Annotated in this window: 19 protein-coding genes; 7 read left to right on the plus strand and 12 right to left on the minus strand. The window is 74.3% G+C overall.

All coding sequences use genetic code 11. The features are described 5' to 3' along the window. The first annotated feature begins 371 nt into the window (after window positions 1-371). Window positions 372-854: a hypothetical protein gene (locus J7W19_RS04050; RefSeq protein ID WP_004947248.1), complete on the plus strand. Its 483-nt coding sequence runs from the start codon at window positions 372-374 to the stop codon at window positions 852-854. 8 nt (window positions 855-862) lie between these two features. Here the strand turns inward: J7W19_RS04050 and J7W19_RS04055 are convergent, their stop codons facing one another. Continuing rightward, on the minus strand, window positions 863-1,783 hold the full coding sequence (locus tag J7W19_RS04055) for a LysR family transcriptional regulator (protein ID WP_004947244.1): 921 nt from the start codon (window positions 1,781-1,783) through the stop codon (window positions 863-865). 74 nt (window positions 1,784-1,857) lie between these two features. Between J7W19_RS04055 and J7W19_RS04060 the strand changes: the two genes are divergently transcribed. Beyond that, window positions 1,858-2,892, plus strand: a complete 1,035-nt coding sequence (locus J7W19_RS04060) for a DMT family transporter (protein ID WP_004947241.1) — start codon at window positions 1,858-1,860, stop codon at window positions 2,890-2,892. Between the two features lie 425 nt (window positions 2,893-3,317). Here the strand turns inward: J7W19_RS04060 and J7W19_RS04065 are convergent, their stop codons facing one another. Further along, window positions 3,318-4,649: an aminotransferase class I/II-fold pyridoxal phosphate-dependent enzyme gene (locus J7W19_RS04065; RefSeq protein WP_078588083.1), complete on the minus strand. Its 1,332-nt coding sequence runs from the start codon at window positions 4,647-4,649 to the stop codon at window positions 3,318-3,320. 35 nt (window positions 4,650-4,684) lie between these two features. Between J7W19_RS04065 and J7W19_RS04070 the strand changes: the two genes are divergently transcribed. After that, window positions 4,685-5,431 (plus strand): pyridoxamine 5'-phosphate oxidase family protein, encoded by a 747-nt coding sequence (locus J7W19_RS04070; RefSeq protein ID WP_004947237.1) that lies wholly within the window; start codon window positions 4,685-4,687, stop codon window positions 5,429-5,431. Here J7W19_RS04070 and J7W19_RS04075 read toward each other — a convergent pair. The 8 genes from J7W19_RS04075 to J7W19_RS04110 form a co-directional block, all read right to left on the minus strand. After that, window positions 5,418-6,515, minus strand: coding sequence for a DMT family transporter (locus tag J7W19_RS04075; RefSeq protein ID WP_004947232.1), 1,098 nt, complete (start codon window positions 6,513-6,515; stop codon window positions 5,418-5,420). The genes J7W19_RS04070 and J7W19_RS04075 overlap by 14 nt on opposite strands. Window positions 6,516-6,731: 216 nt before the next feature. Continuing rightward, complete coding sequence (locus J7W19_RS04080; RefSeq protein ID WP_004947229.1) at window positions 6,732-7,835, minus strand: EamA family transporter; 1,104 nt, start codon at window positions 7,833-7,835, stop codon at window positions 6,732-6,734. A 12-nt stretch (window positions 7,836-7,847) separates the two neighbouring features. Next, the gene (locus J7W19_RS04085) at window positions 7,848-8,390 is read right to left on the minus strand and encodes a Clp protease N-terminal domain-containing protein (RefSeq protein WP_051072641.1); all 543 of its coding nucleotides are present in this window, start codon (window positions 8,388-8,390) and stop codon (window positions 7,848-7,850) included. Between the two features lie 145 nt (window positions 8,391-8,535). Then, a complete protein-coding gene (locus J7W19_RS04090) occupies window positions 8,536-9,129 on the minus strand; it encodes a PadR family transcriptional regulator (protein WP_078588082.1) in 594 nt (197 codons plus the stop codon). A gap of 221 nt (window positions 9,130-9,350) precedes the next feature. Continuing rightward, on the minus strand, window positions 9,351-9,962 hold the full coding sequence (locus tag J7W19_RS04095) for a DUF2867 domain-containing protein (RefSeq protein WP_004947222.1): 612 nt from the start codon (window positions 9,960-9,962) through the stop codon (window positions 9,351-9,353). Window positions 9,963-10,028: 66 nt separating this feature from the next. Then, window positions 10,029-10,607: a hypothetical protein gene (locus J7W19_RS04100; RefSeq protein WP_004947219.1), complete on the minus strand. Its 579-nt coding sequence runs from the start codon at window positions 10,605-10,607 to the stop codon at window positions 10,029-10,031. Window positions 10,608-10,726: 119 nt separating this feature from the next. Beyond that, on the minus strand, window positions 10,727-11,788 hold the full coding sequence (locus tag J7W19_RS04105; protein ID WP_004947214.1) for a hypothetical protein: 1,062 nt from the start codon (window positions 11,786-11,788) through the stop codon (window positions 10,727-10,729). A 496-nt stretch (window positions 11,789-12,284) separates the two neighbouring features. Then, window positions 12,285-12,689 carry a winged helix-turn-helix transcriptional regulator gene (locus tag J7W19_RS04110; protein WP_004947212.1) on the minus strand — a complete coding sequence of 135 codons (405 nt, stop codon included), beginning with the start codon at window positions 12,687-12,689 and terminating at the stop codon, window positions 12,285-12,287. A gap of 105 nt (window positions 12,690-12,794) precedes the next feature. Here J7W19_RS04110 and J7W19_RS04115 point away from each other — a divergent pair, with 105 nt between their 5' ends. Together J7W19_RS04115 and J7W19_RS04120 are read left to right on the plus strand one after the other, a co-directional pair. Then, window positions 12,795-13,706, plus strand: coding sequence for an alpha/beta fold hydrolase (locus J7W19_RS04115; RefSeq protein WP_004947211.1), 912 nt, complete (start codon window positions 12,795-12,797; stop codon window positions 13,704-13,706). An 87-nt stretch (window positions 13,707-13,793) separates the two neighbouring features. Then, entirely contained in the window at window positions 13,794-14,624 is an 831-nt protein-coding gene (locus J7W19_RS04120; protein ID WP_004947208.1) for a PhzF family phenazine biosynthesis protein, read from the plus strand. Between the two features lie 54 nt (window positions 14,625-14,678). On the opposite strand, the gene J7W19_RS04125 is transcribed toward J7W19_RS04120, so the two are convergent. Continuing rightward, window positions 14,679-15,479, minus strand: a complete 801-nt coding sequence (locus J7W19_RS04125) for a CPBP family intramembrane glutamic endopeptidase (protein WP_004947205.1) — start codon at window positions 15,477-15,479, stop codon at window positions 14,679-14,681. Window positions 15,480-15,676: 197 nt separating this feature from the next. After that, window positions 15,677-17,173, minus strand: a complete 1,497-nt coding sequence (locus J7W19_RS04130; RefSeq protein WP_004947203.1) for a glutamate-cysteine ligase family protein — start codon at window positions 17,171-17,173, stop codon at window positions 15,677-15,679. Window positions 17,174-17,652: 479 nt separating this feature from the next. Here J7W19_RS04130 and J7W19_RS04135 point away from each other — a divergent pair, with 479 nt between their 5' ends. Together J7W19_RS04135 and J7W19_RS04140 are read left to right on the plus strand one after the other, a co-directional pair. Then, a complete protein-coding gene (locus tag J7W19_RS04135) occupies window positions 17,653-18,249 on the plus strand; it encodes a hypothetical protein (RefSeq protein WP_004947200.1) in 597 nt (198 codons plus the stop codon). Window positions 18,250-18,595: 346 nt separating this feature from the next. After that, window positions 18,596-18,802 (plus strand): DUF5999 family protein, encoded by a 207-nt coding sequence (locus J7W19_RS04140; RefSeq protein ID WP_004947198.1) that lies wholly within the window; start codon window positions 18,596-18,598, stop codon window positions 18,800-18,802. The last annotated feature ends 50 nt before the right edge of the window (window positions 18,803-18,852 follow it).

Consider the following 18,852-nt stretch of genomic DNA (forward strand, 5'->3'; position numbering starts at 1 on the left):
CCCGCGGCCGGTCTGCCTTGCACTCCACGGTCCGCTCCCTACGGGTACTCACGGGGACCGGCCGCCCCTTGCTTCCGGCCTCCGGCGTGAAGTGAGCATAGTAACCGGGCGTGATCGGCGGCCGTACGCGGCAGCGCGCCCACCCGCAGCCCGGCCGCGGTCCGCTGCCGGCCGGGGCGGCCCGGAGTCCGTCGGCGGTGAGGGCGGTGCGCGCGGAGATCCGGCAGAGGTGCCCGGTTCAGGTCCTCCGTCCGGGATCGGGCCCGCGGCCCGGCCGACAGTGGCAGGATGCGCTGGGCAGGCGGCGGGTGCCCCGGTGGCGACCGCATGGCGGGGCGTCATCGCCGACGCCCGTGACGGAGGGGACAACCATGGCTCAGGACGCCGACGACACCGTGCCCAACGAGGCTCTCCTGTACACGGACGACCTGACCGAGGCGGACGTCATCGCGCTGACGGAGTTCCTCGACCGGCGCCTGGAGGAGATGGCCGGCCGGCACCCGGAGGGCAGCGACGAGCACGCGGCCGCCGTCGGGTTCTCCCGGCTGGTGGCCATGGACGGCCTGCAGCTCCGTGACTACGTCAACGCGTGGCGGGACGTCGAGCACCGGCACGAGTACCCCGTACCGGAGAACGCGCTGCGGCAGGAGATCCACTTCGGGTGGATCCACCTGTGCCAGGCCGTGGCCGGGTGGAGCGGCCACGCGGAGTTCAACGCCGCGCGCTGGAGGGTCCTGCGCTGGTTCTGCCCGCAGCACCAGGAGTTCGTCGAGGCCGCCACGGGCGACGCGTGGACGTGTGCCGAGCCCGACGAGCCCACCACGGGGACGTGGCGCCCCGCGGCGCATCCGTGACCGGTCGCTCAGTGGGCCGGCTCCGGGTCGGCGAGTGCGCGCCCGGCCGCGCACAGCGCGTCGACCGTGGCGCGGACGGACGGCCGCGCGCCCGCGTCGGCGCGCCAGACGGCGAACACGTGACGGCACATCGCCTGCCGCACCGGCACCACGCGCACCCCGGCGGGGAGCGGGCCGCGGCCCAGGCGCGGGGAGACGACGACGCCGAGGCCGGCGGCGACGAGGACGAGCTGGGTGTGGTGCTCGTCGGCCATGTGCGAGACGCGGGGTTCGATGCCCTGGGCACGGAGGGTGGCCAGCAGCCAGTCGTGGCAGAACTCGCCACTGGGCCAGGAGACCCACTCGTCGTCGGCGAAGTCCTCCAGGACGACGTCCGGGCGGTCGGCGAGCGGGTGCCCGGCGGGCACGGCGACGTCCACGGGGTCGTCCAGGATCCCGGCCTTGGACAGTCCGGCGGGCAGGGTCATCGGGCGGTTGGTCCAGTCGAGGACGATCGCCACGTCGAGGTCACCGCGGTCGATCCGCCGGACGGCCTCCTCGGGCCGCATCTCCTCGGTGGCCACGGTGAGTTGGGGGTGGTCGGCGCGGAGCCTGGTCAGGGCGGCCGGGAGCACGCCGCGGACGGCGGTGGGGAAGGCGCCGAGCAGCAGCCGGCCGACGGCCCGGCCCCGCTGCGCCTCCAGGTCCGACCGGGCGAGGGCGACCTGCGACAGGATGCGCTCCGCGTGGTCGGCGAGCAGCCGTCCGGCGTCGGTGAGGCGGATGCCGCGGCCCTGCCGGGCCAGCAGCCGCTCACCGGTCTCGCGTTCCAGCTTGGCCAGTTGCTGAGAGACGGCGGAGGTGGTCACCCGCAGTTCCGCGGCGGCGGCACTGACGGATCCGTACCGGGCGACGGCGTCCAGCGTGCGCAAACGCTCCAGGTTCAACATCTCAGCGATGCTACGCGAATGCGTGTACGATAATTTGCTTGTTCTAAGAGGTCCGGTCGGACATCTTGAGCCGCATGAGCACCGTCACCCCACGTCCCCCCACGGCCGCGCCCGCCCGCGACACCGACCCGTCCCCATCCCGCGCTTCCTCCCGCGCCTCCTCCCGCCCCTCCGCCCTCTCCGCCGTCGACTGGCGCGTCCGGTTCGGCGCGCTGGCCCTCGTCTGGGGCTTCAGCTTCCTGTTCATCCGGCTGGGGACCGACGGGTACGCCCCGCTCTTCGTCTCCCTGGGCCGCATGCTGTTCGGTACGGCGGTGCTCGCCGCGGCCCTGCTCGCCAAGCGGGAGCGGCTGCCCCGCGCGGCGCGGACCTGGGCGCACCTGACGGTGGCGGCGTTCCTCCTCAACGCGCTGCCCTTCTCCCTGTTCGCCTACTCCGAGCTGCGCATCCCCTCCTCGCTGGCCGGCATCTGCAACGCCACCACGCCCCTGTGGGGCATGGTGTTCTCCCTGGTGGCGCTGTCGGAGGACCGTCCGACCCGGCGCCGGTTCGCGGGGCTGCTCCTGGGCTTCGCGGGAGTGCTCGTGGTGCTGGGCGCCTGGAACGGGTTCTCCGGGCAGGACCCGTGGGGCACCGTCATGGCGCTGACGGCCTCGGCCAGTTACGCGATCGGCTGGATCTACGTGCGGCGCACGCTGTCCGGCACGGGCGACTCGCACCTGTCCCTGTCCACCGGCCAGCTGCTGGTGGGCACCGCGCAACTCGCCGTCGTCGCCCCGCTGGCCGCGCCCCTGCCGTCCGCCTTCCACCCGGTGTCGCTGCTGGCGATCGCCGCGCTCGGCGCGCTGGGCACCGGGATCGCCATGCTCGTCCAGTACGGGCTGGTGGCCGAGGTGGGCCCCACCACGGCGGCCCTGAGCACCTACTTCATCCCCGTGGTGGCGACGGCGGCCGGAGCCGCGCTGCTCGGCGAGGAGCTGACCTGGAACACCCCGGTCGGCGCCCTGATCGTGCTGGCCGGCGCGGCCTTGACCCAGTCCCGGGCCACCTCGCGGGACAGAGCCGCCCACCCCACCACGACAGCCACACAGGAGCGCGACGTCACGTAGCGCCGCCAGGACGGGCGCCCGACGCAGACGGCCACCCGCGCGACGGGGTGTACGACGCGCACCCGTAGCGCCTCGGTAACCGCGCCGGACCGCGACCGCACGAAGCCGTCCGACACGGGCGCTCGGCCAAGGCGGCCACCCGCTCCGCCAGGCACCGGGACGTACGAGCTGCACATCCCGCAGCGCCTCAACAGCCACGCAAGACCCCGACCGCACGAAGCCGTCCGACACGGGCGCCCGACGCAGACGACCACCCGAGCCGCCGTGGGCAGGAGCCGTACGGCGCGGCTGTCGAGGCGCTCCGACTGCCCGTACCGGCCGGGTCTGCCCCCTCAGCGTCCCGCGCGCTCGCCCGGCACCGCGTTCCCGCCCGGTCCGGCCCGGCCGCGGCTCTCCCCGCGATCCTCAACACAAGCAGCCCCCTCTCAGCCGTAACGCCCCGCCGCGACCGGCCCCGTAGCGGCCGCCAACGCGTCCGCGACCGGCTGTATGTCCTCCGGACCCAGGGCGGACACCGTGATCCGCACCCCGGGTGGCGAGGCGAGCCGGAAGCGGGCGCCGGGCGCCACCGCGTAGCCGGCGCTCAGCAACCGGGCCACGGCCCCCGTCTCGTCCGGCACCGGCAGCCAGACGTTCATTCCGCTGCGCCCGCGCGCCTCCAGGCCCCGCTCCCGCAGGGCGCGGACGAGCGCGTCGCGCCGGCGGCCGTACGCGGCGGCCGTCGCGACCGGGTCGACGGCCCCCGTCCGCCACAGATGGAGCACGGCATCCTGGAGGACGTGGCTCACCCAGCCGGGCCCGAGGCGCTGCCGCCCGCGCAGCCGGTCCACGGTCACGGCGTCGCCGGTGAGGACGGCGAGCCGGAGGTCGGGGCCGTACGCCTTGGCGACGGAGCGGACGAACGCCCAGTGCTCGGTGACCCCGCCGAGCGGCCGCGGGGGCGCGTCGACGATGCCGTGCCCGTGATCGTCCTCGACGAGCAGCACGCCGGGGTGGGCGGCGAGGACGGCTCGCAGCGCGCGGGCGCGGTCCGCGCCGACGAGAGCTCCGGTGGGGTTCTGCGCGCGGCCGGTGACGACCAGGGCCCGGGCGCCGCCCTCCAGGGCGCGGGCGACCGCCTCCGGCTCCGGACCGTCGTCGTCCACCGCGACGGGGACGGGCCGCAGGCCGAGAGCGGGGACAAGGTCGAGGAGGCTGCCCCAGCCCGGGTCCTCGACCGCGACGGCGTCGCCAGGGCGCAGATGGGCCGTCAGCACCCGCTCCAGCCCGTCGAGAGCGCCGGAGACCACCGCGACCGGCCCGTCCGGCACGCCGTCCGCGTCGAAGGCGGCGCGGGCCATCCGCTCCAGCCCGGTGTCGACCGGGGGTTCGCCGTAGAGCACCGGCGTCCGGGCCGACCGCTCGGCCGCCGCGGAGAGCGCGGCACCGAGCGGCGGCAGCAGCGCGGGGTCCGGATTGCCCGTCGCCGCGTCGCGCACCCCGTCCGGCACCTCCACCGCTATGAGCTCGCGGGGCGTGCTGGCCGGGCGGGGCCGCACCCTGCTGCCGCGCCGGCCGGCCGTCTCGATCACCCCACGGTCGCGCAGGATCCGGTAGGCCGACGCCACCGTGTTGTGGTTGACCCCCAGCTCGACGGCCAACTCACGCAGCGGCGGCAGCAGTTCCCCCGGAGGGAGGCGGCCGTCGCCCACGGCGCGCTCCACGCTCTCCGAGATCTCCGCTGCGCGGCGGCCCGTGATCCGATACTCTCCTAGCACAAACCCGATTATGCACTAGTGCAATGGAGTCCGCAATGTCTTCCCCGGCTTCTCCGGCCTCCCCGGCTTCCACAGCTTCCCCGGCCCCTCAGGCCGAGGCGCACACCTCGGCCCCAGCCCCGGCCCCCGGCGGCGCGTACGAGCGCACCGCCCGCACCACCCCCACCCGCTACCGCGACCGCGCCTCCTACGACCGCGAACTGGTCCACGCCATCCTCGACGACGGCTACCTGTGCCACCTCGGTTTCGTCCGCGACGGCGCGCCGGTCGTCCTGCCGACGCTCTACGGGCGCGTCGGCGAGCGGCTGTACGTGCACGGCTCCACGGGCTCCGCCCCGCTGCGCGCCGCGGGGGAAGCCGCCGAGGGCATACCCGTCTGCGTCACCGTCACCCACGTCGACGGCCTGGTGCTGGCCCGCAGCGCCTTCAACCACTCCGTCAACTACCGCAGCGTCGTGGTGCACGGCACCGCCCGCCGCGTGACCGACCCGGAGGAGCTGGCCACCGCGCTCGACGCCCTGGTGGACCAGGCGGTGCCCGGCCGCGCGGCGGACTCCCGGCCGGGCTCGCCCAAGGAGCTGGCCGCCACGGCGGTGCTGCGCGTGGACCTCGCGGAGGTCTCCGCCAAGGTCCGCGCCGGCGGCCCCGGGGACGACCCGGAGGACCTCTCCCTGCCGTACTGGACGGGCGTCGTCCCCGTGACCACCGTGCGCGGGACGCCGGTCCCGGCGGACGACCTCGCCCCCGGCATCCCGCTCCCCGGCTACCTCACGCCCCGCTGACCGGCCCGCCGACCGCCCCGCCGGCCCCGGCCGCCTCCGGTTCCCCGGCCACTTCCCGGCCCCCGGCCGGAACGGCCGCCGCGGGCCGGGCGGCCCGTCCGGCCCCGCGCGTCTCCACCAGCGCCAGCCCCGCCACCGCGGCCATCAGCACCACCGTGCCCAGAACGGTCGCGGCCGTCAGCCGCTCCCCCAGCGCCGTCACGGCGATGACCGCGGCGGTGACGGGCTCCAGCAGGGTGATCACGGTGGCCGTGGTGGCGCGCACCGCCTGCAGCCCGGTGAAGAACAGCGCGTACGCCAGCGCCGTCGGCACGGTCACCAGATACCCCATCAGCAGCAGCGTGCGCCCCAGCCCCTGGGCGCTCGGCAGCACCCCGCCCGCCACCGCGAACGGCAGCAGGAGCACGGTGCAGACGCCGAACGAGGTCAGGGTCGTGGTGAAGGGGTCCGTCGCCCGGCCCGCCCGGCCGAGGTACCGGGCGTGCACGGCGAACAGCGCGTACCCGGCCGCCGACAGCAGCGCCAACGCCACCCCGGCGGGCCGTACGGTGGCCGAGCCGCCGCCGAGCACCAGCACGGCCAGCCCGGCGAGGGCCCCGGCGACGGCGAACCGGCCGCCCCCGCCGAGCCGTTCGCCCATCAGCAGCCGGCCGCCGAGCGCCGCCAGCACGGGCGCGGCGCCCAGGGTGACGACGGTGCCGACCGCCGTGCCCGTCGCGTCCACCGCCGCGAAGAAGGCCGCGTTGAAGACGGTGAGCCCGACCCCGTTGACCAGCGCGGCCGACACCCGGCGGCGCCGCGGCCCGGTCGGGCGGGGACGCCCCGCCGAGCGCCGCGAGGGCACCAGGAACCGTACGGCCAGCAGCAGCGCGAAGCCGCCGGCGCTGCGCCAGAAGGTGAGCGCGACGGGACCGAGGCCGCTGCTGTCGATCGCCAGGGTGGCGGTGGCTCCGGTGGTCCCCCAGGTGAGGGCGGTGAAGGTGACGTAGAGCAGGCCGCGCGCGGCGGACGGGATCCGCGGGGCGTCGGGGCGCACGGAGGGAAGGGCAGAAGGAAGGGACGACGACACGGACGTGTCGGACATGGCTGTTCTCCCGCTGAAGACGTGAAGGTCGCGTGGTCTTCGAACGCGGGCAGCGGCCGGCACCCGGGCGCGCGTCATGGCGCACCGGGCCGGTCACCCGGAAAGGTCCGGGGAACCCCCAGGGATCGGATCAGGATTGATCAGGTGGGGGAGGAAGGGCCGCCCGCGCTAGGCGGCGGGAGGCGGAAGAACAGCACTCGTAGGCATGATCACATCTTAGGACCGCGGCGCGCCGCCGGACAACTCCCGCCCGTCGGCCCCGCCTTCCGCCCTCCCAAGGCCGCCCCGAGACCCCACGTCGCGAAGACCGTCGCAAAGACCGTCCCGAGACCCGTCCCGAAGACCGTCCCCGAGACCGTCCGCCCCCTCGCCCCCGCCCCGTACCCCGCCGTCCCGCGGCGCCGAGCGCTGGGCGACGAACGCCCCGAGCAGCACGACCGCGCCGCCCACGAGCTGCGGAACCGACAGGCGCTCGCCCAGCAGCACCCAGGCGAGCACGGTGGCGACCACCGCCTCCAGACAGGCCACCACCCCCGCCACCTGCGGTGACAGCAGCCGCACCGACACCACCCCGGTGAGGTACGCGGCCACGGTGGCGACCAGCACCAGCCAGGCCAGCAGGACGACGGCCGGGACGTCCCCGCCGCGCAGTCCCGCGCTCCCGGCGAGCACATGCGCGTCCATGGTCCAGGGCCGCGCCACCGCCGTGAGGAGGAGGGCGCCGAGGAGGAAGCCGTAGGCGATGACGCCCACCGGGTCGGCGGCCTCGGCGTCGTCGCCGCCGTGGTCGGACAGGACGAAGTAGCCGACCTGGCAGACGGCCCCGCCGAGGGCGAGCAGCAGGCCCAGGGCGTCGAAGCGCAGCCCGGACCAGACCTCGACCACACAGGCCAGCCCGCCGACCGCCAGCACCACGCCAGCCGCCGCGGCCCGTGACACCGCCCGACGCCGGACGAACCGCACCCAGCCCAGCACCAGGGCGGGGGCCAGGTACTCGACGAGCAGGGCGACACCGACCGGGATCCGCGAGATGGCCGCGAAGTAGCAGGTCTGGACACCCGCGACGGCCAGCAGGCCGAAGCCCGCGAGCAGCGCGGGACGGCGCGTCACCAGGGCGCGGTGCCGCCACGCCAGGGGCAGCAGCACCAGGGCCGCGCCCGCGGACCGCAGCCAGACCACGTGGAGCGGGTCGAGCCCCGCCTCGATCAGCGGCTTGGCCGCGACGCCGGAGCCGCCGAAGGCGAGCGCCGAGACCAGGGCGAGGCCGAGCCCCGTCCCCCTTCCGCCGGACCGCAGGCCGGACAGCAGTTCCTTCCGCATCGACGCATCATGTCAGGCTCCGACAGGACCGTCACCGGCGTGGCTCCTGACCCACCGTCCGGCGCCGGGGCGGACGCACAGCCCCTCGGCGTCGATCCCGGCGCGTTCCAGCACCTCCACGGCCCGGCAGCGGGGGTCGAGGGCGAGCGCGTGCAGCAGGTCCAGCCCCTCGACCGGGCCCGGTCCGCGCACGGCGGCCCGCGCGTACGCCTCGCCCATGGCGATGGCGGCGGCGGGCGACCAGCCGGGGACGCCGCCCTCCGGCAGCAGCGGCAGCGCCCGCGAGTCCTCGACGCGGCCGCGCCAGCGCAGGCCGTAGCCGATGCTGCGCTGCACGAGGTAGCCGAGCAGCCGTACGAGCCGGTCCGGGCCGCCGGGCAGCGCGAGCCGGGTCTCGGGGTCGGCCTCCAGCAGGGAGTGCAGCAAGTGGGCGGTGTCGATCTGCCGGTCACCGTCGCGCAGGGCGCGCCGCCGGGCGCCGGCGACCGCCGCCGCCACCTCCGTGCTCAGCGGCACCTCGTCCGCCCCGCCGATGTCAGGTGTACGGCTTTGCACCCTCCCACCCCATCAGGCCCGGGCGCCAGAGGCATCCCCGAGCGGAAGCATTCGCGCGTCCCCCTCCGGTTGGGGGCGGACGCCCGCGCGCTCCTCCTTGAGGAGGAGACGCACGGGCGCTGTCCCCCAGGGGACCGACGGCGGGTCAGTCGCCTTCGGCGAGGATCAGGTAGAGCTTGCGGCGCGTCTCGTTGACGACGGCGAGCGCCTGTTCCCGCTGCTCCTCGCTGCCGGTGCGCCAGACCTGCCCGAACGCCTCCATCAGCGCGAATCCGGCCTGCCTGATCTCCTGCGCGGTCTCGCGGTCGGCGCCCCCGGCGACCTGCTCCCAGGGGGCCGCGGAACCCGCGTCGGCCTCCGCGCGACCGTCGTCGGTGAGCGCGAACAGCTTCTTGCCGCCCTCGCTCGCACTGCTGATCAGCCCCTCGTCCTCCAGCAGTTGGAGGGTGGGGTACACCGATCCGGGGCTGGGCCGCCAGGCGCCGCCGCTGCGCTCCGCGATCTCGCGGATCATCTCGTAGCCGTGCATGGGCCGGTCCTTGAGCAGCGCCAGGATCGACGCCCGCACATCACCGCGCCGCGCCCGACCGCCCGGGCCGCCGCGCCCCCGTCCACCGAACGGGGGCCCGCCGAAGGGCGGCCCGAACGGCCCGAAGGCCCGCCGCCCTCCCCGCTCACCACGCTCGCCACCACCACGCCGACCGAAGCCGGGGTGCTCATGACCATGGGGATACCGCATATCGCTCCTCCAGTTCATCGACCGTTCGCGATGCTTCGACGATATATCGGTATCGTTCATACGGCAAGACCCATGCCCTCGTCTCACGATGGCCCGCCTCCGCCCGCGACGTCAGGGCGCGACGGAAAGCGCGGCGAGGCGGCGCCGGCGGCGTTCGAGCCGGCCGGCACCGCTCGGAACGAGCGCCGCCGGCGCCGGACGAGCGCCTCGGCCGCCGTCCGTCACGACGGCCCCGGCCCGCGGCCCGCCACCGGGCGGTCCCGCCAAGCCTGTTCCCACCGCCGGGTCATGGCCGGATAGATGACGAGGTACCGAAAGGGCGCGATCAGGGCCATGTACAGCCGCCCGAAGCGTCCGTTGGCCTTGACCAGGACGGTCATCCGCAGCTCGTGGTCGCCGGCGCCGCCCGGGACCCAGCCGAGGTGCATGATCGTGTGTACGGTCTTGTTCGCCAGCTCCCGGGCGGACTCGTCGCGGAGTTCGTAGACGGCCTTGAGGGGCATCGCGTCGTCGTCCCATCCACGCGGCGCGTCGCGGAGGTCCGCGGGCAGGCGGTCACGGAGCGAGGCGACCCGTGAGCCCACACTCTCGGACGGGGCGTCCCATCCCAGCAGCGCGCCGAGCCTCCATCGCGCCGCGAACAGCAGTCTCGCCAGTGCGGGCTGGTTCCTGATGCCACCGGCGGCACGGAGAGCCTCGACCATCACGGGGAAATCGTCGGGGCCGGCCCCGGGCGTGCGGAAGCTCCAGACGTCCTCGACCGAGAAGTCCCCGGTGATCGCGTGGATGCGCCACGGTTGCTCGGTGAAGGCGGCGGTGGTGAGACGTGCCATGGTTACGCTCCTTTGATTTCGGCCTTTTCCGGCGGGGCGGCGAGACGGCGATCGGGCACGAGCCGGTCACCGTCCGGACGCCGACGACGCCGACGCCTCGCGCGCCGCCGGAGTCGGGCACGACCACGTTTCCGGCGTGGACCGCTTCCCCCGCGCGGCGGTCTGGGAGGTCAGACAACGCAGCAGGCGGACGTAAGGCGACCACGTGCGGCGACCGCGGCGTGCCGGTTCGAAGGCGAGCACCGCCCGGTCCAGGCATTCCTCCAGCAGGGCGTCGTGCAACCAGCGGAAGGCCAGCGGCCACGAGAGCCGGGCGGATCCGTGCAGTCGCATGGCGATGACGTGGCGGAGCACGGTGCCGCCCTCTTCCTCCGGGCCGACGGTGAACTCGTGGTACCCGTCGAAGCCACTCGGAGCCGAGAAGCGGAATCTCACCCATCGGCCGGGCACATAGTCCGTGACGCTGTAGCCGATCGGGCCGTGGCCGCCGCGCGAACCGACCCGCAGGCCGCGATCGAATCCCATCCTCGGCCAGGTCGCGAGCGGCCAGAGCGGGTCGTCATCACCCGCCAGGCCGTCCAGCAGGGCGCCGACCCGCTCCGCTGGTGCCGGGATCCGGCGTTCGTGAACGTTGAGCACCGCCATCGGTACCCCTCCAAGGCATTAGAGGATCTTCTCCAATTGATGTGGAGAGCACTCTCCATTTCAGTGCCCCACCACTCCCCCTGGCCGCCCGGGTCAACCTGCGGCCACTCGGCGCCCGCTCACACTCGCGGCTGACGGGCCAGCCGACCGGCAGGAACCGCGGTCCCGGTCACGGTCACGGCCCGCTTGTGGCCGAGAGCCCGCAGACCGGCCCCGAGCGCCAGCACCCCGGCGACCGTCTCCGCCACGTACACGGCGGCCATGAGCGCGGACGGACGATGGTCGGCGCCGACCATCGCGCCGAGGCCGCCGATGAACCCGCCCCACCCGAACGCCGCCGCGCTCCCCACCCAGGCCGCGGCGAGAGGCATCCGCACCCGGACCTCGGAGCGGCCCCGCCACAGCACGGTCAGGCCCCCGGCGCCGACCAGCGCCAGCACCCCTTGGACGGCCTCGACGGGCCGCACCGAGGCCTTGTCCATGTCGGAGATCTGCCGGGCGTTCAGGCCGAAGTCCGCGCCGCATCCCCACGCGAGGCGCAGGGCGGCGGTCACGGCCAGGAGCCCGGCCACGACCGCGACAACGGCGCGGACGCCGACCGGGACGCGCCGGGCGAACGCCCGGACCTGCCCGTTCAGGACACCGCCGACGCGGTCGTGCGCGTACATGGCGAACGCGCCGAGCAGAACGACGCCTTCGACGATGAAGCCGCTGTACACGAGGTCGTAGACCCACGGTTCGAGGAAGCCGTCGGGCTTGGCGAGGGGGTTGTGGCCGCCGAGCAGCGCGACGGCGGTCTGCGCCGGAACCGTGATCATGATGGGGGCCAGCAGCCCGGAGGCCACCCACATCGGCAGGACGATGAACAGGCCGCGCACCCGGGGCCCTCCGGGCCGGGTCATCTGGTGTGCGATCAAGGCGGCCGTCGCGTCCATCGCGAACGTCGCCAGGTTGACGGCCACCCACATGCCGTGGCTCACCCGGTGCCGGTCGACCACGCCGACGTTCGCACCGCAGACCCACAGCAGTTTGAGGCCGAGGTAGGGGAGGCACGCGAGGACGGCGGCGAAGCCGAGCCGGCGGCGCAGACGCTCACGGCGGGGATCGGCGACGGTGCCCGGCCCGGCCGTGGCCGCCGACGCGACGTCGAGGATGCTTGGTTCGCGGTTCGTGGTGTCCATGGGCTCAGCCTGTCCGCCGCCCCGGGGCGGCCGCGTCCGACCAGGCGCCGATCCGCTTCCCCCGCGCGGGGGAAACCCGACGGGCGCGTCCGCGCCTCAGCGTGCCGGTCGGCTGTCGCCGTCCGGCGTCGTATCGCCTTGGTGGCCCACACGATGGCGTTCGCGCCGAAGAACCTCCGGCGCCACCCGACGCCCTCGAACCCGAGCCCGCACAGCACCTCCGCGATGTCCCGACTCCCTCCCCCGTAGGGGGGAAGGAGATTCGACCCAGGCCACCGGCGGTCGCGGGCCCGGCCGGCCGTACTGGTCTGCGAGAGAACGCGGCCACGGGACGAGTGACCAGCGGGCGCGCGCACCCGGGCCCCGTCCCGATGGACGGCGCACCGCGCGCCGGGAGACGAAGACGGCCCGTGCCCCCGGTGCGCGGACGCCGTTCCGCGGAAGGAGCGAACTCCGGTACGCCGACGGGCCGTCAGGCCACCGTCGACGGGAGATCTCACGCCCCTCCCCCGCCCCCCGGCGCCGCGTCGGCGCGCCGGTTGTTGCGCTCGACCTCCGCCATGTGCGCCTCGGCCCAGGCGCGCAGGGCGGCGAGCGGCTCCTCCAGGGAGAGACCGAGGGCGGTCAGCCGGTAGTGCACGGCCGGCGGCACGGTCGGCTCGACGCGGCGGGCCGCGAGGCCGTCGCGTACCAGGCCGCGCAGGGTGACGGAGAGCATCTTCTGGGAGACGCCCGGCATCCGGCGCCGCAGCTCGGCGAACCGGACCTCTCCCGGGGCCGCCTCCGCCAGCACTTTGACCGCCATCGAGGTCCACTTGGAGCCGACGCGGTCGAGCAGCCGCCGCGTCGGGCAGTCCGGGTCGAACAGATCCCCGCGCCGGTCCGGAGTCGCCGTGGTCACCTGAAGCTCACCACCTGAGGGAGAAGTGCCGTCTTGGAACGTCGACCCTAGTCTCCTAGCGTGAGCTGGTCGCCTTTGGTTACCACCCCTCACCTGGGAGTTCCCATGCCCGAGTTGCGCTCCGTCCCCGTCCGCGGCATCGAACTGAATGTGGCCCTGGCCGGCTCCGGACCCGCCGTCCTCCTGCTGCACGGCTTCCCCCACACCTGGGAGCTGTGGACGGACGTGATGGCGGAGCTGTCCGACCGGTACCGGGTCATCGCGCCGGACCTGCGCGGCTTCGGCCGCAGCGGCCGCTCCCCCGCCGGGTACGACGCCCACCGGTCCCCCGCCCGGTACGACACCCACCGCTGCGCCAGCGGGTACGACGCCCGGTCCCTGGCCGACGACGCCGAGGCCCTGCTCACCGCGCTCGGCGAGCCCTCGGCCGCCGTGGTCGGCATCGACGCCGGCGCCCCGCCCGCCTTCCTCCTCGCCCTGCGCCGCCCCGAACGGGTCCGGCGGCTCGTCCTCATGGAATCCCTGCTCGGCACGCTCCCCGGGGCCGAGGACTTCCTCGCCGCCGGCCCCCCGTGGTGGTTCGGCTTCCACGCCGTCCCGGACCTGGCGGAGACCGTCCTGGAAGGGCACGAGGCCGAGTACGTCGACTGGTTCCTGCGCTCCGGCACCCTCGGCGACGGCGTCCGCCCTGCCCTGCGGGACGCGTTCGTCCGCGCCTACACCGGCCGCGACGCCCTGCGCGCCGCGTTCGCCGTCTACCGGGCCCTCCCCGAGAGCGCCGCGCGGATCGAACGCGCCACGGCCACCGCGCGGCTGACCGTGCCGACGATGGCGATCGGCGCCCACCCCGTCGGCAGGGCGCTGGAACACCAGCTCAGGCCCCTCACCGACGATCTGACCGGCCATCTGATCGAGGACTGCGGCCACATCGTCCCGCTCCACCGGCCGCGGGCGCTGCTCGCCCTGCTACGGCCCTTCCTCGCCGCCGACCGCGCGCCCCTCCCCGCCGCCGGCTGACACCGTCCCCTCGCCGTCCGGCCGAACAAGGCCACCGCCCGGCGATTGGCCGTGTCGGCAGCCTGCTCCGCGCCCTACCGTCCTGCCATGCGAATCCGAATCGTCGACGCGTTCACCGACCGCCCCTTCGCCGGCAACCCGGCCGGCGTCATGCTCTTCGACGGCCCCTTCCCCGACGACGACCGGCTCCAGGCCGTCGCCGCCGAGGTCAACCTCTCCGAGACGGCGTTCGCCCGGCCGCTGGACGGCACGCACCGAGGGGGTGAGGGGGAGGAAGCGGACTGGGCGCTGCGCTGGTTCACCCCGTCCACCGAGGTCGACATGTGCGGCCACGCCACCCTGGCCACGGCACACATCCTGCACACCACCGGCGCCGCCACCGGAACCGTGCGCTTCGCCACCCGCTGCGGTGTGCTCACCACGACGGCGCACGAGGACGGGTCCCTGACGCTGGACTTCCCGACGTCCTCGCTCACCCCGCTGGCCGTTCCCGACGGGCTGGCCGAGGCGCTCGGCGCCGCACCGCTGAGCGTGCACGACACCAGCGACCACATCGGCGACCTGCTCGTCGAACTGTCCGACGAGCGGACCGTCCACGCCCTGACCCCCGACTGGCACGCGCTGGCCGGCCGGTCCCGCCGGGGCGTCATCGTCACCGCGCCGGCCGCCGACCCCGCCCTCGGCTACGACTTCGTCTCCCGCGGCTTCTTCCCCAACGTGGGCATCGACGAGGACCCGGTCACCGGCAGCGCGCACACCGCGCTGGCCCCCTTCTGGGCGGCCCGCCTCGGCCGCACCGAGCTGACGGGCCTGCAGGGCGGCGCCCGGCGGGGACGGGTCCGTACCGCGCTGCGCGGCGACCGCACGCTGCTGACGGGCCGCGCGGTGACGGTGATCGACGGCGAGTTCCTCGTCTGACTCGTCCAAGCGGGGCGCCGGCGGAGGACACGGTGCACGGGGGCCGCCGGCGGCTCAGGCCGTCGGCAGCCACCCCACCTTCCCGGCGAGCAGCGCGTACCCGACGAACGCCACGATGTCGATCAGCGCGTGCGCCGCCACCAGCGGCCCCACCCGCCCCCACCGGCGGTACAGGAGAACGAAGAGGACGCCCATCGCCACGTTGCCGAAGAACCCGCCGATGCCCTGATAGAGGTGGTACGAGCCGCGCAGCACCGCGCTCGCGGCCAGGGCCGCCAGGGGCCCCCAGCCCGTCTGGCCCAGCCGGCGCAGCAGGTAGCCGACGACCACGACCTCCTCCAGCACCGCGTTCTGCACGGCGGAGGCGATCAGCACCGGGAACTTCCACCACACGTCCGGCAGCGACTCGGGCACCACCGTCAGGTTGGACCCGGCGGCCCGCGCCCCCAGGTACAGCAGCAGCCCGGTGCCACCCACGACGGCGGCGACGGCGGTGCCGCGCGCCAGGTCGGAGCCGGGGCGGCGGCGGTCGAAGCCGATGGACCGCAGCCCGGCGCCCTCGCGCGACAGCAGGTGGGCGACGAGGAGGACGGGCACCAGCGCGGTCGCGATGCCGAAGAGCTGCCAGGCGAGGTCCAGCCAGGGCCGGCCGGGTGCGTGGGAGGTGTTGAGCCGGGCCGCCTGGTCCTTGAGCCCGCCCGGCCGGGTGAGCGCGCCGATGAAGCTGATCAGCGCCGAGACCCCGCTGGCGCCCAGGGAGAGGGCCAGTACCAGGACGGTCTCGGTGCCCAGCGTCCGCCGGGACGGTACGGGGAGGGAGACCGGCCCGGCCGGGGCGCCCGGGGGTTCCTCCACACCCGGCTCCCCCGCGTCACGGGCGTCCTGTCGCGTCGCTCTGTTCACTCGTGGTCCACTCCTGCCTGCGCCCCTCGCCGTACCGCCCGCGCGTCGTCGCGTACGGCTCCGCGGCGGTGCCGCCACCGCGTCGTCCCAGCTTGCCCGACGGCCGCGGGCCCCGACCACAGAGGGGCTCCTCACGTGAGGTCGCGAGGTCAGGCGACCCCCACCGGCCAGGTGTGCACCGGCTCCCCGGTCGCCATCAGCTCGCAGTAGCGCCGTGTGGTGGCGGCCAGCGCGGCGTGCCGGTCCAGGCCGCGGTCCCGTGCCGCGTGGTAGGTGGCGGCCTGCCAGGACGCCCCGTTGGCGCGCCGCCGGCAGCGGCCCTCGATGACGCCGAGGTAGCGGTCGCGGTCGGCGGGTTCGACGCCCCAGGCGTCGAGGCCGGCGGCGGCGAGCGGCAGCAGTTCCTCGCGGACCAGCCGGACGGCGGGCACCCGGGCCACTCCTCCGTTGCGCCCCTTGGGCCAGCGCAGCACGGCGTCGATGCCGTGCCGGCAGGCGGCGTCGAAGTTGTCGGCCGCGGCGGCGAACGGCAGCCGCGTCCACACCGGCCGCGGCTCCTCCGCGAGGGCCCGGACGAGTCCGTAGTAGAACGCGGTGTTGGCCAGCACGTCGGTGACGGTCGGGCCCGCGGGCAGGACGCGGTTCTCCACCCGCAGGTGGGGGACGCCGTCGGCGATGCCGTAGACGGGCCGGTTCCAGCGGTAGACGGTGCCGTTGTGCAGGACGAGTTCGTCCAGTCGCGGCACCCCGCCCGCGTCCAGCACCCGCAGCGGGTCCTCGTCACCGCTGATGGGGAGCAGCGGGGGGAAGAAGCGGAGGTTCTCCTCGAAGAGTTCGTACGCCGAGTCGATCCACCGCTCCCCGAACCAGGTGCGCGGCCGTACGCCCTGCGCCTGCAGTTCGGGCGGGCGGGTGTCGGTGGACTGGACGAACAGCGGCGGCCGGCTCTCGCGCCACAGTTCGCGGCCGAAGAGGAACGGGGAGTTGGCGCCCACCGCGATCTGCGCGGCGGCCACCGCCTGGGCCGCGTTCCAGACGGCGGCGAACCGGCCGGGGGTGACCTGGAGGTGCAGTTGCACCGAAGTGCAGGCGGCCTCGGGGCAGATGGACCGCGCGGTGCAGGTCAGCCGCTCGACACCGGCGATGTCGATGCTGACGTCCTCGCCGCGGGCCGCCATCACCTGTTCGTTGAGAAGCGCGTAACGGTCGGCGGCGGAGAAGTTGTCCGGGACGAGGTCGTCCTGGCCGAGCGTCGGCAGAATGCCGATCATCACTATTCGGGAGCCCACTTCCCGGGCTTTCCGGTCGGCGTAGGAGAGGCCGGTGCGCAGTTCCTCGGCGAGTTGGTCGAGAACGCGCCCCGACAACCGGTGCGGGACAATGTTCACTTCCAGGTTGAATTGACCGAGTTCGGTCTGGAAATCATGGCTCGCGATACGCTCCAGCACCTTGGCATTCATCATGCTCGGCATACCGTCGGGGCCCGCCAGATTCAACTCGATCTCCAGCCCCATAAGGTTCCGGGGCCGGTCGAAACGCTTCTCCTCCAGTAACCTCCCCAGCCCTTCCAGGCACTGCCGGAGCTTGTCCCGATGCCGCTGCCGGTCGTCCAGGCCGAACTCCACGGCGGCGACCTTCTCACCCATGGACGCGTCCTCCTCCAGCGGTCGCCCTCGGCGCCGGCCCGTTCCCATCACGGTCGATGATGCCCAGACGAGGCGATCGAAACGCCTCACCCCGTCCCCGTATAACCGGTAGGCTGGCAACCAAGCGCACTCCGGCACATTCCCTTGGCATGACGGCAGCTCACGGCATGTCGCATTGCGCTGGTGATAAACGCCGACGAGTTTCGGCCGACCGTTCCCGGGAAAGAAACCGAGGTCAGGTGTGCGCGACCGGGAACGAAAACACCGAAAACGACCCCGCAGGCGGCCCTGATTTCCCCTTGCCGGAAATACCGGCGACAGCTAGCCGAAACACCCTGTGAACATGTGTCGTATAAACTCGGAGTGAGGCAGAGAGTAGGCGCCCCGGCAGTCGGTCCCGGCCCCCCTCTGACCCCGCACACCGACAGCGTCGTCACCTGCCAGCACCTGCGTGTCTCCGAAGTGAGAGGCGACCCATCATGCCGCTGCACATCCCCCCTGCCCCCGCGCCTGCCCTCCGTAGCGTCCGCACCGCCCTCGGCTCCCCCACCGCGGTCCGGGAGACCCGCACCCCGTCCCTGAAGGCCGCCCAGGGAGCGCTCAGCTGCGAACTCCCGCTTCCCGTCCACGTCCTGGAGCAGCACGCCCCGGCCGGTGCCACCCCCCGCACCCGGCTCACCGGCTGGCGCTTCCTGATCAAGGAGGACGAGCGCGCCATCGCCGCCGGCGAGGCCCGGCCGACCGCCGACGGCTGGACGTTCTCGCACTTCTTCGAGGGACCGTACGTCCTCTCCACCGAACTCGCCCTGCGGCAGGCGGAGTCGCTGTCGACGCCGTACCAGCCGCGCCTGCTGACCGTGCCCGGCCTCTACATGCTGACCTTGTGGCTGCACGGCGACGTCACGGCCGACGCCGAGTCCGGCCTGCCCGCCCCCGGCGACCTGCTGGTACCGCTCGCCCCCGCGCCGCCCGGCATCGCCGCCCACCGCCCGCACCGCTTCGCCGACCTGCTGCCGGTGCTCACCCTCCGGCTGACCCCCGCTCCCCTCACGACACCGATGCTGAAGACCGCGTGACGCGTCCCGACGGCGCCCCGTGACCCTCTCCGGTCGCGGGGCGCCGCGCCGTTTCCGCCCCTCCCGCCCCCCATGCCACCCCCATGCACTCCATGTCACCCACACGGCTCAGCGCGCGGAGGTCGACCCGAACCGACCGAAGGAGCAGACTTGTTGACAGCAACCGTCCGCATGGGTGACGCGTCTTCCTCCACAGCGGACCGCTGCTACGAAATCCCTGCGGAATCACGCCCGTAGGGCAACACTGGGAACGACAGACCACATCGTCACGGGGGGCGGCATGACCACCGCATCGAGCCGCAGCACAGCGACAGCAGCAGAGACATCCCAGCGAAAGAACCCTCCCATGTGCCAGCACCATCCCGCGTGCCCGTCAGCCGATTCCGCCGACCGGGAAGCCGCCCACCTCGTGGCGCACTTCCCCCAGCAGGGCTGGAGCCTGCTGTGCAACGGCGTCCTCTGCTTCGAGGACACCGGCGAACTGCTGCCGGACGGGCAGATCATCGCCCCGCACCGGCCGCTCGGCGCCGAGCATGTGGTGACGGCGGCCTGACGGCCCGTCGGCGCCGATGATCACCGCACGACACGACGAAAGGGCCGGCC

Source organism: Streptomyces mobaraensis NBRC 13819 = DSM 40847 (genome assembly GCF_017916255.1).
In the GTDB taxonomy this organism is placed as follows: domain Bacteria; phylum Actinomycetota; class Actinomycetes; order Streptomycetales; family Streptomycetaceae; genus Streptomyces; species Streptomyces mobaraensis.

What these genes read in the sequence shown, in the direction of transcription:
- J7W19_RS04050 (WP_004947248.1), top strand. Translation starts at nt 372, where the DNA reads ATGGCTCAGGACGCCGACGACACCGTGCCCAACGAGGCTCTCCTGTAC.
- J7W19_RS04055 (WP_004947244.1), bottom strand. Translation starts at nt 1,783, where the DNA reads ATGTTGAACCTGGAGCGTTTGCGCACGCTGGACGCCGTCGCCCGGTAC.
- J7W19_RS04060 (WP_004947241.1), top strand. Translation starts at nt 1,858, where the DNA reads ATGAGCACCGTCACCCCACGTCCCCCCACGGCCGCGCCCGCCCGCGAC.
- J7W19_RS04070 (WP_004947237.1), top strand. Translation starts at nt 4,685, where the DNA reads ATGTCTTCCCCGGCTTCTCCGGCCTCCCCGGCTTCCACAGCTTCCCCG.
- J7W19_RS04075 (WP_004947232.1), bottom strand. Translation starts at nt 6,515, where the DNA reads ATGTCCGACACGTCCGTGTCGTCGTCCCTTCCTTCTGCCCTTCCCTCC.
- J7W19_RS04080 (WP_004947229.1), bottom strand. Translation starts at nt 7,835, where the DNA reads ATGCGGAAGGAACTGCTGTCCGGCCTGCGGTCCGGCGGAAGGGGGACG.
- J7W19_RS04090 (WP_078588082.1), bottom strand. Translation starts at nt 9,129, where the DNA reads ATGCGGTATCCCCATGGTCATGAGCACCCCGGCTTCGGTCGGCGTGGT.
- J7W19_RS04095 (WP_004947222.1), bottom strand. Translation starts at nt 9,962, where the DNA reads ATGGCACGTCTCACCACCGCCGCCTTCACCGAGCAACCGTGGCGCATC.
- J7W19_RS04100 (WP_004947219.1), bottom strand. Translation starts at nt 10,607, where the DNA reads ATGGCGGTGCTCAACGTTCACGAACGCCGGATCCCGGCACCAGCGGAG.
- J7W19_RS04105 (WP_004947214.1), bottom strand. Translation starts at nt 11,788, where the DNA reads ATGGACACCACGAACCGCGAACCAAGCATCCTCGACGTCGCGTCGGCG.
- J7W19_RS04115 (WP_004947211.1), top strand. Translation starts at nt 12,795, where the DNA reads ATGCCCGAGTTGCGCTCCGTCCCCGTCCGCGGCATCGAACTGAATGTG.
- J7W19_RS04120 (WP_004947208.1), top strand. Translation starts at nt 13,794, where the DNA reads ATGCGAATCCGAATCGTCGACGCGTTCACCGACCGCCCCTTCGCCGGC.
- J7W19_RS04130 (WP_004947203.1), bottom strand. Translation starts at nt 17,173, where the DNA reads ATGGGTGAGAAGGTCGCCGCCGTGGAGTTCGGCCTGGACGACCGGCAG.
- J7W19_RS04135 (WP_004947200.1), top strand. Translation starts at nt 17,653, where the DNA reads ATGCCGCTGCACATCCCCCCTGCCCCCGCGCCTGCCCTCCGTAGCGTC.
- J7W19_RS04140 (WP_004947198.1), top strand. Translation starts at nt 18,596, where the DNA reads ATGTGCCAGCACCATCCCGCGTGCCCGTCAGCCGATTCCGCCGACCGG.